The organism is Microlunatus elymi, assembly GCF_007362775.1.
Taxonomy (GTDB): Bacteria; Actinomycetota; Actinomycetes; order Propionibacteriales; family Propionibacteriaceae; genus Microlunatus; species Microlunatus elymi.
This window is the reverse complement of the sequence record NZ_CP041692.1, coordinates 3908101-3924044: the sequence shown is the minus strand read 5'-3', so window position 1 is coordinate 3924044 and position 15944 is coordinate 3908101. Positions and strand designations below refer to the sequence as shown.

General features: G+C 68.0%; 17 protein-coding genes. 5 read left to right on the top strand and 12 right to left on the bottom strand.

The annotated features are described in order from the left end of the window. Window positions 1–25 precede the first annotated feature (25 nt). Entirely contained in the window at window positions 26–1342 is a 1317-nt protein-coding gene (locus FOE78_RS17645; protein WP_143987453.1) for a hypothetical protein, read from the top strand. Continuing rightward, window positions 1330–2004 carry an alpha/beta fold hydrolase gene (locus FOE78_RS17640; RefSeq protein WP_143987452.1) on the top strand — a complete coding sequence of 225 codons (675 nt, stop codon included), beginning with the start codon at window positions 1330–1332 and terminating at the stop codon, window positions 2002–2004. Before FOE78_RS17645 ends, FOE78_RS17640 begins: the two co-directional genes overlap by 13 nt. On the opposite strand, the gene FOE78_RS17635 is transcribed toward FOE78_RS17640, so the two are convergent. Beyond that, a complete protein-coding gene (locus FOE78_RS17635; RefSeq protein ID WP_143987451.1) occupies window positions 1982–3160 on the bottom strand; it encodes an alcohol dehydrogenase catalytic domain-containing protein in 1179 nt (392 codons plus the stop codon). The two genes, FOE78_RS17640 and FOE78_RS17635, sit on opposite strands and share 23 nt — an antisense overlap. A 438-nt stretch (window positions 3161–3598) precedes the next feature. Between FOE78_RS17635 and FOE78_RS17630 the strand changes: the two genes are divergently transcribed. Next, window positions 3599–4345 carry a sigma-70 family RNA polymerase sigma factor gene (locus FOE78_RS17630; RefSeq protein WP_168207568.1) on the top strand — a complete coding sequence of 249 codons (747 nt, stop codon included), beginning with the start codon at window positions 3599–3601 and terminating at the stop codon, window positions 4343–4345. 26 nt (window positions 4346–4371) lie between these two features. Here the strand turns inward: FOE78_RS17630 and FOE78_RS17625 are convergent, their stop codons facing one another. Next, window positions 4372–6168 carry a glycoside hydrolase family 15 protein gene (locus FOE78_RS17625; protein WP_143987449.1) on the bottom strand — a complete coding sequence of 599 codons (1797 nt, stop codon included), beginning with the start codon at window positions 6166–6168 and terminating at the stop codon, window positions 4372–4374. Between the two features lie 173 nt (window positions 6169–6341). Next, window positions 6342–6896, bottom strand: a complete 555-nt coding sequence (locus FOE78_RS17620) for a Dps family protein (protein ID WP_143987448.1) — start codon at window positions 6894–6896, stop codon at window positions 6342–6344. A gap of 599 nt (window positions 6897–7495) precedes the next feature. Between FOE78_RS17620 and FOE78_RS17615 the strand changes: the two genes are divergently transcribed. Beyond that, the gene (locus tag FOE78_RS17615; protein WP_143987447.1) at window positions 7496–8335 is read left to right on the top strand and encodes an SDR family oxidoreductase; all 840 of its coding nucleotides are present in this window, start codon (window positions 7496–7498) and stop codon (window positions 8333–8335) included. 7 nt (window positions 8336–8342) lie between these two features. Here the strand turns inward: FOE78_RS17615 and FOE78_RS17610 are convergent, their stop codons facing one another. From FOE78_RS17610 to FOE78_RS23905, 8 genes are all read right to left on the bottom strand, one after another. Continuing rightward, window positions 8343–10589 carry a catalase gene (locus tag FOE78_RS17610; RefSeq protein ID WP_143987446.1) on the bottom strand — a complete coding sequence of 749 codons (2247 nt, stop codon included), beginning with the start codon at window positions 10587–10589 and terminating at the stop codon, window positions 8343–8345. A gap of 107 nt (window positions 10590–10696) precedes the next feature. Next, entirely contained in the window at window positions 10697–12529 is a 1833-nt protein-coding gene (locus FOE78_RS17605) for a complex I subunit 5 family protein (RefSeq protein WP_210414652.1), read from the bottom strand. Between the two features lie 3 nt (window positions 12530–12532). Beyond that, a complete protein-coding gene (locus tag FOE78_RS17600; protein ID WP_143987445.1) occupies window positions 12533–12880 on the bottom strand; it encodes a sodium:proton antiporter in 348 nt (115 codons plus the stop codon). After that, complete coding sequence (locus FOE78_RS17595) at window positions 12877–13644, bottom strand: MnhB domain-containing protein (RefSeq protein WP_143987444.1); 768 nt, start codon at window positions 13642–13644, stop codon at window positions 12877–12879. The genes FOE78_RS17600 and FOE78_RS17595 overlap by 4 nt, the downstream gene beginning before the upstream one ends. Continuing rightward, window positions 13641–13898 carry a Na(+)/H(+) antiporter subunit B gene (locus FOE78_RS17590; RefSeq protein WP_143987443.1) on the bottom strand — a complete coding sequence of 86 codons (258 nt, stop codon included), beginning with the start codon at window positions 13896–13898 and terminating at the stop codon, window positions 13641–13643. The genes FOE78_RS17595 and FOE78_RS17590 overlap by 4 nt, the downstream gene beginning before the upstream one ends. Then, window positions 13895–14194 (bottom strand): hypothetical protein, encoded by a 300-nt coding sequence (locus FOE78_RS17585; protein ID WP_143987442.1) that lies wholly within the window; start codon window positions 14192–14194, stop codon window positions 13895–13897. The genes FOE78_RS17590 and FOE78_RS17585 overlap by 4 nt, the downstream gene beginning before the upstream one ends. A gap of 4 nt (window positions 14195–14198) precedes the next feature. Continuing rightward, window positions 14199–14468 (bottom strand): monovalent cation/H+ antiporter complex subunit F, encoded by a 270-nt coding sequence (locus FOE78_RS17580; protein ID WP_143987441.1) that lies wholly within the window; start codon window positions 14466–14468, stop codon window positions 14199–14201. Window positions 14469–14481: 13 nt separating this feature from the next. After that, on the bottom strand, window positions 14482–14994 hold the full coding sequence (locus FOE78_RS23905) for a hypothetical protein (RefSeq protein WP_210414651.1): 513 nt from the start codon (window positions 14992–14994) through the stop codon (window positions 14482–14484). 149 nt (window positions 14995–15143) lie between these two features. On the opposite strand from FOE78_RS23905, the gene FOE78_RS17570 reads away from it, so the two are divergent. Further along, a complete protein-coding gene (locus FOE78_RS17570) occupies window positions 15144–15413 on the top strand; it encodes a DUF7218 family protein (RefSeq protein ID WP_143987440.1) in 270 nt (89 codons plus the stop codon). A 107-nt stretch (window positions 15414–15520) separates the two neighbouring features. Here FOE78_RS17570 and FOE78_RS17565 read toward each other — a convergent pair whose 3' ends face one another. Continuing rightward, window positions 15521–15943, bottom strand: coding sequence for a hypothetical protein (locus tag FOE78_RS17565; RefSeq protein ID WP_143987439.1), 423 nt, complete (start codon window positions 15941–15943; stop codon window positions 15521–15523). Window position 15944: the final 1 nt, after the last annotated feature.

The following is a 15944-nucleotide window of genomic DNA, read 5'->3' as shown; positions in this document are numbered from 1 at the left end:
GAGCAGGTCAGGAAGGGTGCGCCGGGTGCCGTTGCCACCAGAGAGGGTCGTTGCCTCCTTCGACTCCGCCTCGGTCATGCATGCCTCTATCGCGGCGGCGTTGCGGGGCCGGCCGTTCTCCAACCTCGGTAATCCGGAATGGCTGGGGCGCGTTGTCCGGGTCGCCGGCCGGATGCCGTGGCCGGCGCTGCGGGAACTGTACCGCCGGGTGGGAGGCGCCGAGGGGGTGCGACCGCACCATCTTGATCAGGTGGATCTCGGCGCCGTGGCCGAGGCGTTCGCGGCGGAGTTCCCGCCGCGGAACTACCCGGCGGTGATGATCGGGTCGAGCAACGGCGCGCTGGCCCATCTCGCCGCGGTGATGCAGATCCCGTGGCTGCCGCAGACCCTGCTGGTGCCGGTGCACCGGCTCGGCGACCCGGACCGCCCGGACCAGGCACTGGAGTTCGGCCGGCAGTGGGGTCCCGCCCTGCTACGGGCGAACCCGGAGATCGTGCTGCATCAGATGCACGACTCCGCACAGGACCGGCTGATGACGGCTCGGATGACGTACTTCCGGGTGAAGTGGCGGTCGCTGCATCGTGCCTACCTGCAGTTCCTGACCGACCGGCTCGCTCCGGGGGCGCCGGTGTTCCTGATCAATGATCAACTTCGCTGGCCGTCGACCCGGGTGGACGAACGGCACTGGTTCCAGACCGGCGGTCTGGGTGGTCTGAGCCCGCGGGAGCACCTGTCCCGGCCGCATGCGCCACCGCCGGACGGTGAGGCCGCCGAAGCCGAGTGGGGTGCCGAGCCGGAATTCGTCGAGGCCGTCCGGCGATGGTGCGACGACCATGATCATCCGCTGGTCGAGATCGGCTACACCGGCCCGCAGCAGCCTGCCCATCCGGTCGCCGACATCCTCCGCGACTGGCTCGCCGAGCGTGGGGAACGCACCGACACGCTGATCGTGCCGTCCTTCATCCTCTCGGACCCGTGGCGGATCGCCAATCGGGCGTTGGTGCCGTTCTGGACCTACTTCGCGGTGCAGGACGCGCTCGCGGCCTTGGATCGCCATCTCCAAACGGCCGATTCCTATCGACGGGTGCTGGTGCTGGCGTTCCAGCACGGGGTGTCCTCACCCGGGATCGCCACCGCCGACGACTTCGCAGCGGTGATCAGGAAGCACGGCGCCGAGCCGACGATGCTGGCAGTGGATCCGGACCGCTGGCCGCACGACATCGGATCGTTGGCTCGCTACGGGGCCGCCCTGGACGCGATTCCGCCCGCCCGCCGACCGTGGTCGCCGCTTGCCGTCGACCGGGTGATCAAGGGCCTGACGGAGGCACCATGGCCCGCGTGATCATGGTGCCCGGACTGGCCGTCCGGCGTTACCTGCAACCCGCCGCCGACGCGTTGAGATCGGCTGGACACAGCGTTGCCTTGTGCCCGCCGCTGGGCTGGCCGGCGGCCGGCAGTGATCTTGATTCCTACGGTCGCCGAATCGCCGACCAGACGTGGCAGTACGGCCCCGCCGACATGCTGGTCGGCATGTCGGTGGGCACCCAGGGTGCGGTCGCGGCGGTACGAGCCGGTGCGGACGTCGGCCGGCTGTTGTTGATCAGCCCCACCATCGACCCGCAGCGACGCAGCGTGCCGGCAATGCTGGCGGCCTGGCTCGGCGGCGAACAGCACCCCGATTCGCCGAGGCTCCGCACGCAGTCTCAGGACTGGGTCCGCGCCGGTCTGTCCGGCATCTACCGCGGACTGCGGTCGGCGATCGACTACCCACTGGAGCGGGAATTGCCGCAGGCGCGGCAGCCGGTCACGATCGTGCACGGTGACGCCGACCGGATCAGCCCGCTGCCGTACGCGGCCGACCTGGCGGACCGCAGCGGTGCGGAGTTGTTGATCATGCCGGACGCACCGCACTCCTGGCCGGTCAGCGACGGCGATCGGTTCGTCGAGTTGATCTCCACGCTGACCCGATCAACCCGGATGATCAGCGCTGCGGATGCAGAATGATCTTCAGGCAGTTGTCTTCCTTGCGCTGAAACATCCGATAGGCGTCGGGCGCTGCCACCAGCGGCAACCGATGGGTGGCCAGACTCTCCAACCCCAGTGGATCTTCGGCGTCGTCGACCAACGGCATCAACTCGTCGATCCAGTGCCGCACGTTGCACTGACCCATCCGCAACTGCAGTTGGCGATCGAACATCTGCATCATCGGCAGTGGGTCGGTCATCCCTCCGTACACACCGGCGAGCGACACGGTGCCGCCGCGACGCGCCGTCTGCAACGCCAGCGACAGCGCCCCCAACGCATCCACCCCGGCGTTGGTCATCAGCTTGCGGGCCACCGTGTCGGGAAGCATCCCGGCGGCCCGCTGCGCCACCTTCGCCGGTGAGCCGTGCGCCTCCATCCCGACTGCGTCGATGCTGGCGTCGGCGCCGCGACCCTCGGTGGCGTCCATGATCGTTTCCACCGTCTGTTGATCAAGGTCGATGGATTCGATGCCGTGCTCGGAGGCGATCTCGCGACGATAGTCGATCGGGTCGACGGCGATCACCCGATGCCCTTTGCCGGCGGCGATCCGAGCGCACAGTTGGCCGACCGGGCCGAGTCCGATCACCACCACCGTGCTGCCCGGTTCCGGGTCGGCGTAGGCGACCGCCTGCCATGCGGTCGGCAGGATGTCGGACAGGTACAAGTAGCGCTCGTCCGGTCGATCGTCGGTGATCTTGATCGGACCGTAGTTGGCGAACGGCACCCGGAGCAACTCTGCCTGTGCACCCGGCACCGAGCCGTACAGCTCGGAGTAGCCGAACAGTGCGGCGCCGCTGCCGTGCTCGCGGACCTGGGTCGTCTCGCACTGGGACTGCAGACCGCGACGGCACATGTAGCAGTGGCCGCAACAGATGTTGAACGGAACGACGACGCGATCACCGACCGCCAGCTCACGGACGGCCGGGCCGGCCTCCTGGACGACGCCGATCGCTTCGTGGCCGAGGATGTCGCCGCGGTGCATGAACGGGCCGAGCACCTCGTACAGATGAAGATCCGAGCCGCAGATGGCCGCGGAGGTGACGGAGATGATCACGTCGTCGTCCTCGACGAGCTTCGGGTCGGCGACGTTCTCGACGGCGACGTGGCGATGACCTTGCCAGGTGACAGCGCGCACCAGAGCCCTCCTCTGCGCTGGGGTGGTTCTGTGCATTACCCGCTCGGCAGCGCCGCAAACGGTCGCTGGACCTCAGCTGTGCGCAGCGATGTTGATCATGGATCGTTGGGGTTGCCAAACGTCCGGGTTCGTGGTTTGGTGTGAGAAGTGGTTGAGCAGCCTGCCACGGACGTTCTCAGTCCCCAAGGGGAGAGAACCATGTATGCAAGTGCACTGAGGGATTCCAGTTCAGCAAGGAATTCCGTCTCGGTAAGGGATTCGGGGCCGAAGCACGACTCTGCTCCACACATTGCTCGTGATCAACAGTCGCCACCCGGACCACATGGGCACCATGAGTGGGATGCCGACCGCCGCGAGCGGCGCACCTCAGAGCTGTTGACCCAGGCGAAGGAGCCGGGACTGTCAGAGCCCGAACGCCAGCGGTTGCTGGGGTTGGCGGTGAAGCTCAATCTGCCGATCGCCGACTCGCTGGCACGCCGCTATCGCTCCCGCGGTGAGGACCTCGACGATCTGATTCAGGTGGCCCGGATGGGCCTGATGCAAGCCGTGCATCGCTACCAGCCGGACAACGGCGCGTTTCTTCCGTTCGCGGTGCCGACGATCACCGGTGAACTCAAACGACACTTCCGCGACCACTGCTGGACGGTGCGGCCTCCGCGCCGGCTGCAGGAGTTGCACAGCGAGGTGGCCGCCGCCTGGTCCGAACTGGCCCAGCAGCAGTCGGCGACGCCGAGTGTGGCCGACATCGCCCAGTGGCTGGGAGCGGATCGCGCCGAGGTGCTGGAGGCGATGCGCAGCAACGCGTTCAGCTCGGCATCGCTGGACACCACCGAGGGGATGGTCGGTGCCGCCGACGTGATCGGCGCGGCTGACCCGGGCTTCGAGGAGGTGGAGGACACCGAGGAGCGTCGTCAGCTGCTCGGCGAGGTCCAGGCTGCCTGCCAGCGACTGTCCCGGCAGGACCGGAACCTGCTCCGGATGCGGTTCGAGGAAGGTTCTTCGCAGTCGGCCATCGCGGCCGAACTGGGCATCAGCCAGATGTCGGTGTCGCGACGGCTGCGGAAGATCACCAAGAACCTGCGGATGGACATCACCCGGCACCGCAGCCGTATGCCGGCAACGCGACGAGTCCGCACCCGCGAGTTCGCCAGGGTCCGGCCGCAACCGGCCCAATCGGCTCACTGACCGCCGCCGGCTCACCGGCACCCGATTCACGGCGCTCCGATCGCGCCGCCTCCGGCCGGCCAGGGTTTACCCAGCCGGACGGCGGCCTCCAGTAGCTGTGCGTGCACGAAGGCCTGCGGCAGGTTGCCGCGCAGCTGGCGCTGGCGTACGTCGTACTCCTCGCTGAAGAGGCCGGGCGGACCGCACGCCGCCCGGTTGCGCTCGAACCAGCGCATCGCGTCCGGTTGTCGGCCCTGCTGATGCAGCGCCATCGCCATCGTGAAGCCGCAGAGCAGGAAGGCGCCTTCGGCGTCGCCGAGTGGTTGTGAGTCCTGCCGGAAGCGGTATAGGTAATGGTCGCTGGCCAGTTCCTCCTGCACCGTACGGAGGGTGGCCAGGGTGCGCGGATCATCGGCGGGGAGGGCGCCGCGCAGCGGCGGCAGCAACAGGGCGGCGTCCACCCGCTCGTCGTCGGGGGCACGTTGCCAGCTGCCGGAGGGATGCAACGCGGCGGCGGACGTCTCGGCCAGCATCCGCTCCGACAACGCCAGCCAGGCGTTGCCCCGGGCCGGCTCCGGAGCGAACGCGCTGACCGCACGCAGACCCGCCACGCAGATCAGCCGGCTGTGCGTCCACTGCCGATTCTCCAGTTCCCACAGGCCCGCTTCGGGTTCTCGCCACCGCTTCTCGACCGCTGCCGCCGCGATCTCGGCGGCCCGCCACCCGTCGGCGGTCAGCCGATCCGCGGTGGCGGCCGCGCCGAACAACAGCAGCGTCTCGCCCAGCGCATCCAGCTGGAACTGCGAATTCACCCGGTTGCCGGTGACGCTGTAACCGCCGGGGTAGCCGGGGACGTCGAGCACCTCCTCGTCCGGGATCTGCTCGCCGGTGACCGTGTACGCCGGTCGCAGGCGTTCGCCGTCGGCCAGCACCCGATCGACGACGAAGTCGACGTGGCGATCGAACAGCTCCGGCGCACCGGTGGCCGCCAGCGCCTGCCCGGCCATGCACTGGTCGCGGATCCAGGCGTAGCGATAGTCGTAGTTGCGGCCCTGCTCGGCACGTTCGGGCAGGCTGGTGGTGGCCGCCGCCGCCATTGCGCCCGTGGCCGACGTCATTCCGCGCAGGACGGCATAGGCGTGCTGGGCGTCCCGGGCGGCAATCGCGTCGTCGAGGGCCGGGACCTCGGCGCGCCAGGTCTGCGTGGTGCTGCGCCAGGCCTGGTCGGGATCGGGCGGCTGGTCGGGCAGCGGGCCGTCGGCGATCTCCAGGATCAGGTCGTGATGCCGGCCGGCCGGGACCTTCAACTCCAGTTCCAGGGCGCCGGTGCGATCGGGCCGGGCGTCGCCTCCGCCCGACCAGCGCAACTCCAGGTCCCCGGCGGTGCCGGACCAGATCTGCGCGGCTGTGCCGGACCAGATGCCGTGCCCGCGCCGCAGCTTCGGGTCTTTCCGGCCGAAATCTGCTCGCAGGTCCAGCCTGACTTGGAGCACCGCGTCGCCGTCGACGGCCAGGATTCGCCGCAGCAGGACGACGCGATCGGAGTCGCCAGGCATCGCCAGCGCCTCCCGACACTCGATGATGCCGTCGACGGTGACCCAGCGGGACCGCCAGATCAACGACCGGTCCTCGTAGAAGCCGCCCCAGACGAACCGGGCCGTCGGCGTCACCGCGTACAGGCCGTTGCCGCCGAGCAGGGAGGAGAACACCGCCGGGCTGTCCCAGCGCGGCGCGCACAACCAGGCGATGTCGCCGCGGGGACCGATGACGGCACCCCGTTCGCCGTCGGCGAGCAGGGCATATTGGCGCAGCGCGTGCGGCGGGAACGTCGCGTCCGGGTCCATGTCTGCTCAGTTCCCAGCGCCGCTGTGGATAATCAGGTCGGCGGTCATCGAGGAGGTCCGCGATGCCGGCGGCGTGTGGTGGTGGCCGGCTGGACGCGGCTCGGTGCGCAGGACGGCACCAAGATCAACCGCGCCGTTGGCCTCGATTCATGATCACGAACTCTTCGTCCCGATCACGAACTCTTTGATGTGGCCCGGCTCTTGTTCGACGACCCGTCGGTGGTGCTCAGCCGGCCACTCGGATCCTCCAGGTGCGCCCGGACGAACCAGTGGAACAACTCCAGCTTTTGGGCGTCCGCGATGATCATGTCCTGGGTGACCGGATCCAGCGACTCGAGGTCCTCGATCGCCGTGCGAGTGTCGGCGATGATGCCGCGGTAGACGACGTCGAGTGCCGCCAGATGTTCCTGAGTGGTCGCCCGGCCGATCTCGTAGTCGTTCCAGGTACGGTCGGCCACCAGCGATCCCGGCGTGCCCTGGGGCGAACCACCCAGCGTGGCGATCCGTTCGGCGGTCGCGTCGACCATCGCGCGGACTTCCTCGACATGTGGATCGATCATCTCGTGTACGGCGATGAAGTGCGGCCCGACCACGTTCCAGTGCACATGCTTGAGTGTCAGCTGGAGATCGTTGTAGCAGTTCAACCGCTTCTGCAGGATGTCGATGATCTGCTCGGCATCCTTCTTCTCCATGCCCGGAGTCGTGTACTTCACGTTCTGTTCAGCCATGTCCGGCCCTTACCCACCTCGTCGCTGGGCATTCACCTGCGGATTCGGGCCGATCGGGCGCTGGACGTGCTATGAGTGCGAAAAGCCAACACTGGTCGAGAAACGTACGCGCTTTCGGGCTGGGTCACTTGCAGATGCCAACTGTGGTGGGAAAACGTACACGGTGCCGGAGGGCTTGACCCCGAGTTGGTGGGCCGGATGGCACGCGTGGTTAGGAACCGTGCCGAGTCGGCATTCCGGGCGTGCGATGGCAACCGTGGTTGGGGAACGTCCGGGGTGTCGGGGCGATCGCGCGTGGATGGCCGCCGTGGTTGGGAAACGTCGGCGGTCGACGTGCCGCACGCGGGTACGCCGACCGCCGGTCGAGCAGGGGAGTGGTCCGACCTGGTCAGACGAGCTGCAGGATGACGATCACCAGGATGATGATGACCAGGATGCCGATGATGGTTCCGATGATTCCTCTGTTCATGACCACGTCGTACCCAGCCGGATCCGATCCACGCTGCGGTATGCCGAGCAGGTGGCCGGTTGCCGTCGTACCGGAGGGGTAAAGGGCTGCTCAGACATCGAGCGTTGGACATCGAACAAGGAGTTTGATCATGAGCCAGCCCGCGCAGCAACAGCAGCCGCCCGGCGTCGAAGCCGAACTGCAGCCGAAGGCCGATCACGGCGAGGACAGCTACACCGGGTCGGGGCGATTGCAGGACAAGGTCGCCGTGATCACCGGAGCCGACAGCGGGATCGGCAAGGCGGTGGCCATCGCGTACGCCCGGGAGGGTGCCGACGTGGTGATCAGCTATCTGAACGAGCACGAGGATGCCGAGGACACCGCCGACTGGGTACGCAAGGCCGGTCGTCGGGCCGTGCTGGTCGCCGGGGACCTGTCGAAGGTCGACGACTGCCGTGCACTGATCTCCCGTACGGTGGAGGAGTTCGGCCGGATCGACGTCCTGGTCAGCAACGCCGCCTACCAGATGACCCACCCGACGCTGGAAGAGATCAGCGACGAGGAGTGGGACTACACCATCGCCACCAACCTGAGCGCCTACTTCCATCTGGTGAAGGCGTCGCTGCCGCACATGAGCGAGGGCGCGTCGATCATCGGATCGTCCTCGGTGAACTCGGACGCGCCGTCGCCGACGTTGGCGCCGTACGCGGCAACCAAGGCGGCGATCGCGAATCTGACCGCGTCGCTGGCTCAACTGCTGGCCGAACGCGGGATCCGCGCCAACAGCGTCGCCCCCGGCCCGATCTGGACGCCGCTGATCCCGTCCACGATGCCGGAGGAGAAGGTGGAGAACTTCGGCCAGCAGGCGCCGCTGGAACGTCCGGGACAGCCGGCCGAGCTGGCCCCGGTCTACGTCCTGCTCGCATCCGACGAAGGCAGCTACGTCTCGGGCGCCCGCATCGCCGTAACCGGCGGGCGCCCGATCCTCTGATCACCCGTCAGGCGGGAGAGGGCTGGTCGGGGCGGTAGCGGGACCAGACCCGGTGGGCGGCGAGTTGGTCGGTGATCTCGCCCAGGACCGCGACGGCGTCCTCGCCGGTGACGACGCCGGGGCCGGGGTGGTGGCCGGCTTGATCGAAGGCGGTCCGGCCCGCGCCGACGACGCCGATCACCTTCGACTGCCGGAAGCATTCGTCGATCAGCACCGTCACCCGGGGGTCGAGTTGCTGACTGCCGCTGCCCGCTTGACCGGCGGGAACCGGAGCATCGGGCGCGGGCGGGGGCGATCCCGCCAGCAACAGCGCGTCGACTTCGATCGAGCGGCAGGTGGCGAAGGTCCGTTCGATCGGCTGACCGTTGACGGCACCGCCGTGGGCTGCGATCGGCAACCCGACCATTCCCTGGTCGGCGATCCACCGGCAGATCCCGGCGATGTCCTCGGGCGGCTGATCGACGTCGATCACGACCCCGATCTTGCGGCCGTCGACCGGCCACCGATGTCCGGCCTGGCTGAGTGCCGGGCTGGGGTCCACCTCGGCCGGAGACTCCTCCGGCGACGGCGCCGGCAGTCCAAGCCGTGACGCGACCTCGCCGCAGAGTTCGGCGTCGATCCGAGCCAGGCAGCGCAGCTGCCGTTCCTGGATCGCCTTTTCGTAGCACTTGCCGAGCTCGAAGGCGTACGCACTGATGATGTGGTCCTTCTCCGCCGGCGACATGCTGACCCAGAACAGTCGTGCCTGGCTGAAATGATCATCGAACGACGCCGGCTGATCGCGCAGCTTGGTCGCTGCCTGCGGCAGTTTCAGTTCGACGTCGATGAACGCGCCGTCCTCGACACCGGCGGTGAAGGGGCAGCCGCCGTCGAGCGAGTTCGGCCGGTACGGCGCGACGCCGCTGTGCACCGCATCCTGATGCCAGCCGTCGCGGAACATGTCGTTGACCGGTGCGTGCGGCCGATTGATCGGGATCTGGGAGAAGTTCGGACCCGCCAGCCGGGTGATCTGGGTGTCCAGATAGGAGAACAACCGCGCCTGCAGCAGCGGGTCGTCGGTGACGTCGATGCCCGGCGGAAGATGGCCCGGATGGAACGCGACCTGTTCGGTCTCGGCGAAGTAGTTCAGCGGATTGCGATTCAGCGTGAGCAGTCCGACCGGCTGCACCGGCGCCAGCTCCTCCGGAACGATCTTGGTCGGGTCCAGCAGGTCGATGCCGGAGAAGGTCTGCTCCGGCGTGTCCTCGAACACCTGGATGCCCAACTCCCATTGGGGAAACGCACCGGCCTCGATCGCATCGGCAAGATCACGACGGTGAAAGTCGGGATCCATTCCGCAGGCCAGTTGCGCTTCCTCCCAGGTCAGCGAATGCACACCGAGCTTCGGCTTCCAATGGAATTTGATCAAGGTCGTGGCACCCTCGGCGTTGATGCAGCGGAAGGTGTGGATGCCGAAGCCTTCCATCATCCGGAACGACCGCGGGATTCCTCGATCGGACATGTTCCAGATGGTGTGGTGCTGCGCCTCGGTGTGCAGTGAGACGAAGTCCCAGAAGGTGTCGTGGGCACTTTGGGCCTGCGGGATCTCCCGATCCGGATGCGGCTTGCCGGCGTGGATGATGTCGGGGAACTTGATGCCGTCCTGGATGAAGAAGACCGGCATGTTGTTGCCGACCAGGTCGAAGGTTCCTCCGTCGGTGTAGAACTTGGTCGCGAACCCGCGGGTGTCACGTACGGTGTCGGCCGAGCCGCGTGAACCCAGCACGGTGGAGAACCGGGTGAAGACCGGAGTCTGCTTTCCCTTGGCCAGGAAGCCGGCCTTGGTGATCTTGTCGGCCGTACCGTAGCCCTCGAAGACGCCGTGCGCGGCAGCTCCGCGGGCGTGCACGACCCGCTCGGGGATCCGTTCATGATCGAAATGGGTGATCTTCTCCCGCAGATGATGATCTTGCAGCAGCGTCGGTCCGCGTTCACCGGCCTTGAGCGAGTGATCGGTGTCCCGCAACCTGGCGCCCTGGGCCGTCGTCAGGTACGCCCCCTGCTGGCCCTGGTCGCTGGGTTGCTGTGCCGAGGCGACGCCGGTCGCCGTCGGGGGATTGAGGTCGGTCTGGTCGTCCTTGGGCGGCAACGGCTGGGCCGGTTCGGTCGGCTCCTGCACAGCCGGCGGTCGACTGGCCGGTCGACCCGGCGCAGGAGGTGCCTCGGCGCCCTCACCAGGATGTCCGCTGCCGTCCGGGCCGACGTTCGAAACCATCTCGTACCCTCCTCGAAATCCTTGATCGACTGCGTCGCGATCGACTACGTTTTGCTGCCGTACCCAGCGCCCGCCGCGATGAACGGGATCAAGCCGGATCACCCCGGTCAGACCGCGACCAGCGCGGCGGCCCCGCCGATGCCGATCAGCAGCCAGACGGCGTAGTCGCCGATCCGGCCGGAATGCAGTCGATGCAGCACCCGCGCGGGCGCCAACAGCGGCGCACCGCGACGCACCGGCGCCGGCAGCCGGTCGCGGTACAGGCTGAGCACGCAGACGACGCCGGCGGCCAGCACCGACAGCAACGCGGTCAGCACACTGCCCAGCGCCCAACTCGGTGCCGTTTCCGGTTCGGGTCGATATCCGGTGGCGCCGTGCAGTACGGCGTCGACGTAGCCTTGGATGTCGAGGAACTGGGCCGCCATCCGGGTCGCGACCGTCGGCAGCCGACCCAGCAGCCCGGCCGCGAACGAGCAGGCCAACAATCCCAATGCCGGGGCCAGCATCGTCATCGGCACACGGTCGCCGACCTCGATCTCCAACAACTCCTCGTCCCCGCTCATCGCCTCGGCCTCGATGTCGTCACGGACCGCACCGATGCCGAGGAAGATCCGGGCGCCGCTGCGCAGCACGGCGCCGGCGGTCAACGCGCTGATGATGATCATGAAGTACGGAGCCCACGAGGCGCCTTGCTCGGTCATCGCCGTCTCGGCAAGCGCCTTGCCCAGGCCGACGCCGATCGGCGGAACACCGGCCAGCCCGAGCGCCGCGATCGCGAACGTGATCGCCAGCGCCCGGTCCCGGCCGGATTCGACGGTGCGTCGTTTCAGCAGGGTGAATTCGTCGACGCTGCGGAATCGGTTCAAGATCATCCCGGCGGACAGGAACAAGGCGCCCTTGAGTGCCGCGTGAGCGATCAGGTAGACGATCAGGCCGCCGTAGGCGTCGGCCGTCCCGGATGCCAACACGGTCAGGAAGATTCCCAGGTGGGCGATCGTGGAGTAGGCGAGCAGGCGCTTCAGATTCCGTTGCAGCAGACACATCAGCGCACCGAGTCCGGCGGTCACCAGCCCCATGATCAAGAACAGCTGATGGGCTCCCGCGGCCAGTTCGGTGGAGGAGAATCCGATCCGGTAGACGCGGGCCGCGCCGTACAGTCCGAGCTCCACCATCACCCCGGAGAACAGCACGCACACCGGCGTCGGAGCGACCGCGTGCGCATCGTCCAACCAGAAGTGGAATGGCACGATGGCCGCCTTCACCAGATAGCCCGCGATCAGCAACACGAAGCCGACGACCAGGGTGGCTTTTCCTTGCTGGGGAAGGATCTGAGACAGCTGGGCCAGGTTGAGCGCGCCGGTGTGCGCGTAGATCACGGCGACGCCGACCAGGGTCAGATAGGCGCCGAGCGAGTTGACGATGCCGAAGTTGATCGCCCCCTGCAGCGCCGACGGATCCTCCACCTTCATCCCGGTCAGGGCGTACGCGGCCACGCCCATCAGCTCGAAGAAGACGAACATGGTGAAGATGTCGCCGGCCAACGCGAAGCCGACCATGCCGGCCAGGAAGAACAGCATCAGAGCGTGGAAGTGATGCGGCTGGGTGGTGAAGTAGCGCCAGGAGAAGATCAGCGCCGCCACGATCAGACCGGCCGCGACCAGGATCAGACCGAGGCTCACCCGGTCGCCGACCAGCGCGATCCCGACGACGCCGGCCGCCCCGTCCGGCCGCCAGCCGCCGAGCCAGCCGACCAAGCGCGCATGCCCGGCCATCGAGAAGCCGACCGCGGCCGCACCGCCGTTCAGGCAGACGGTGACGATCGCGATGCCCCAGGCCAGACCGTGCGGCAGGTAGCGTCCCAGCCCGAGCAGCAGGGTGGCGCCGGTCACCGGGAGCAAGATCAACAGGGGCAGCAGTTGCCCCGCGGTGGCTGCCGTCACGGCTCAGCCCTCGAGGGAACGCAGTTGATCGGGGTCGACGGTGTCGCGTCGTTTGGCGATCTGCAGCACCACTGCCAGCAGCATCGAGGTGACGGCTGCCGAGACGACGATGTCGGTCAGCGTGAGCGCCTGGACGACCGGATCAACGACTCGGGTGGAGCGGCTGACGGTGGAGCCGAAGATGGGCGCCACGCCGCCCCGGTCGAAGCCGACGGCGAGCAGCAACACGTACGTCCCGGACTGGGAGATGGACAGGCAGACCACGGCGTGGACCAGATCGCGGCTGCGGGCGATCCCGATGATGCCGAGCAGCACGATCGCCAACCCCACCGCGTACGGGTAATAGCTCATGAAGCCGCCTCGTCGTCGGCTTGCGAGTCGGAGCGGTGGCCGGTGATGGCCAGCGCCTGCTCCAGGAAGCCGGCGATCAGCAGGATGATGCTGCTGGCGACCGCCACACCGACCGCGAAGTTGAGCGCCGGGACCGTGCCGGCGGAGAGCAGCTGGGTCAGTTGCCCGCGCGGCAGGAAGTTGGCGAGCACCGAGCCGGCGACCGCGAGGCCGGTGACCGCGACTGCGAGAAAGCCGGCCAGTCCGGCGGCCTCGGTGACCTCGAAGAGGGCCAGCGGCCGCAGCCGTTCCAGCAGTCGGTAACGGCCGCCCAGATAGAGCAGGTGAATGCCGGTGGCCGCGATGGCGCCGCCCTGGAAACCGCCGCCGGGCGTGATCGCGCCGTGGGTGACCACGTCGGCACCGAGCAGCACGGTCAGCGGCAGGAAGACGGTGGCCGCCCAGCGTGTCGACTCCAGGACGTGTCCCCGCTGCCTCCGCTCCCGGCGTTGTTCCTCGGGCAGCCGGCGGACCAGGGCCGCCACCCCCATCACCGAGGCGATCAAGATCGTTTCCTCGCCGAAGGTGTCGAAGGCCCGCTGGTCGAAGTTCACCGACGCGACCGCGTTGGCGGTGGACTGGTGGTACGCGGCCGTCATCGCCCGATCGCGGTACGGGTGTGTGTGGCCACCGAAACCGGGCAGTTCGGGCAGCGCGGTCGCCAGCATCACGACCACGCCGGCCAGGCCGACCAGCAGCATCACCAAGCGCACCCGCGGCGTCATCGGCGATCCTTCCGATCGCGGTGCAGGGCGGAGATCTTGCGGATGGTGAGCATCACCATCAACGGCACCACCGCGGTGCCGACCGCCAACTGACTGAGCGCCACGTCGGGTGCCTGCATCGCCAGGAACACGAACACCAGCAGCAATCCGTACACCGCCAGCAGCACCGCCTGCCGCGCGGTCGACCGGGTGAAGACCACCAACGCGGCCCCGATCAACACCAGGGTCAGGGCGACCATGATCACGACGGTCATTCCGGCGACTCCCCGACGTCGATGCCGGCCTCGTCGGCCAAAGCACGTCCGACCGCCACCACCAGGACCGAACTCGACACCGCCGTGATCACGGCGGTCAGACCGATCAGCACGCTGCTCAGCGTCGGGCCCGTCATCAACACCGCGGCCGCGGCGAACAGCAGGACGCCGAGAGTTCCCAACGGGGCAAGGAAATGCAGCCGATCCAGCGGGGTGCGAGCGAGCAGCACGCCGAGTCCGGTCAGCGCGGCCGCCGCGAGCGCGAGCACTATCAAGATCGTGATCACGGTTTGCATCGGATCACTCCTGCCGATCCGTTTCGCCGTGCGGACGCAGCAGCCGGGTGAAGACGAGCACACCGGTCGGCGAGACGACCGCCAGCACCAGCGGGACAATCAGGTAGGAACTCTGCCCCGACATCATCGACAGCGCCACCGTGATCATGATCATCACCACGCTGACCAGTTGCAGCCCGATCAGCCGTTGCAGGCTGCTGCCGGACGCGGCCCGGGCGATGCCGGGTGCCAGCCCGAGCACCGCGAGCAGCACGATCGCCCCAGCCCAGATCATGCCTCGGCCCAGATCATGACTCGGTCGCCCGGCGGTCAAGATCGGGCCAGCCACCGACGAGTTGGTGCAGCAGCACCGTGCGGGTGCCGGGGTCCTGGTCGACGGCGATCGCGCCCGGGGTGGCAGAGACGGCGAGGACGCCGCCGACCCGGCGGGCCACAGTCGCGGCGTCCTCGCCGGACAGCAACCGGCGGCGTACCAGACGTTGCGACGGGTCGACGTCCGGGCGCCCGTGTCGCAGCGAGTCGATCAGCCAGCCCAGCACTCGGCCGACGTCCAGTGCGGCGGCCATCGGCACCAGCGCTACCCAGCGGAGCCAGTCGGCGACAGGTCTCCAGGCCAGTCCCATCGCCCGCCGAGCCGCCCGCGCGAGCACGGCGACCAGCGCCGCCGCCCCCGCGCCGGCCACCAGCTCCGCCGGCGACGCCGAGGACAAGGTGACGATCCAGGTGAGCACGCCGGCGGCGAACCAGACGATCAGTTCGTACGCCGCCCGGCGGACTCGTCCCATCGCCCCAGATCGCATGATGCATCGCCTCCACACTCGACCCGAGATCCACCGGTTCGGGTACCCAACCGGCGGGCTCGTTACACATCGACGCAGTTACACCAGAGCACGACCGGGTATCTCCACGGTTGACTCAGTCCGCAGACCAACCGTGATGGGGTGATGACATGCCGGGGAGAAAACCGGGACCCAGCGTGAAGGACGACGAGTTGTACGAGCGGTTGCGAGACGAGGGCAACAGCAAGCAGAAGTCAGCTCGGATCGCGAATCAGGCCGCCAAGAGTTCGCGCTCCAAGGTCGGCAAGAAGGGCGGCAACTCCGGCAGTTACGACGACTGGTCCAAGTCCGAGCTGTACCAGCGGGCCAAGGAGGTCGGGATCGACGGCCGATCCTCGATGAGCAAGTCCGAGTTGATCTCCGCGCTGCGCAACAGCTGAGGCTCGCCACCCGCCGTGAACACCATCACCCGCTGATCGCCCGATATCGCCGTTCGCGCCGCGATTTCGGTCCATGAGCGGGTGATTGTGTTCACCGGGCCTTGTGCTCATGACGTCGGCGGCTCGGCGGCGTCGCTGCCGGACGCGGAGCCCTGATCGTGTTCGGGGATCTTGCCGTGGATGAGGACCGACCAGGCGATCTTGATGGCTTGCCGCTTGGTGGAGTTGTGCAGGATCGCTTTCACCTCGGCTCCTGCGGCGACGAGGCCGATCAGGCCGGCCAGCGTCTGTACCACCACGATGACGGCGGTCACGGTGGCAACGGACGGGCCGCTGCTCGGCCCGCCGAGAAGGTCGGCGATCGGCGCCGACAGGATCCAGAACGGCAGCCACCAGAACAGGATCAGCGCCACGCCGATCCGCAGCCGTACCGGTCGGACGGTGCGGCCCTGCTTCGGAACTGTCGGCTGCGGCTCGGTTGCATCCGGCTGGGGCAATCTGGGCTCCTTCTCGTGGGTGACTGCAGTCATC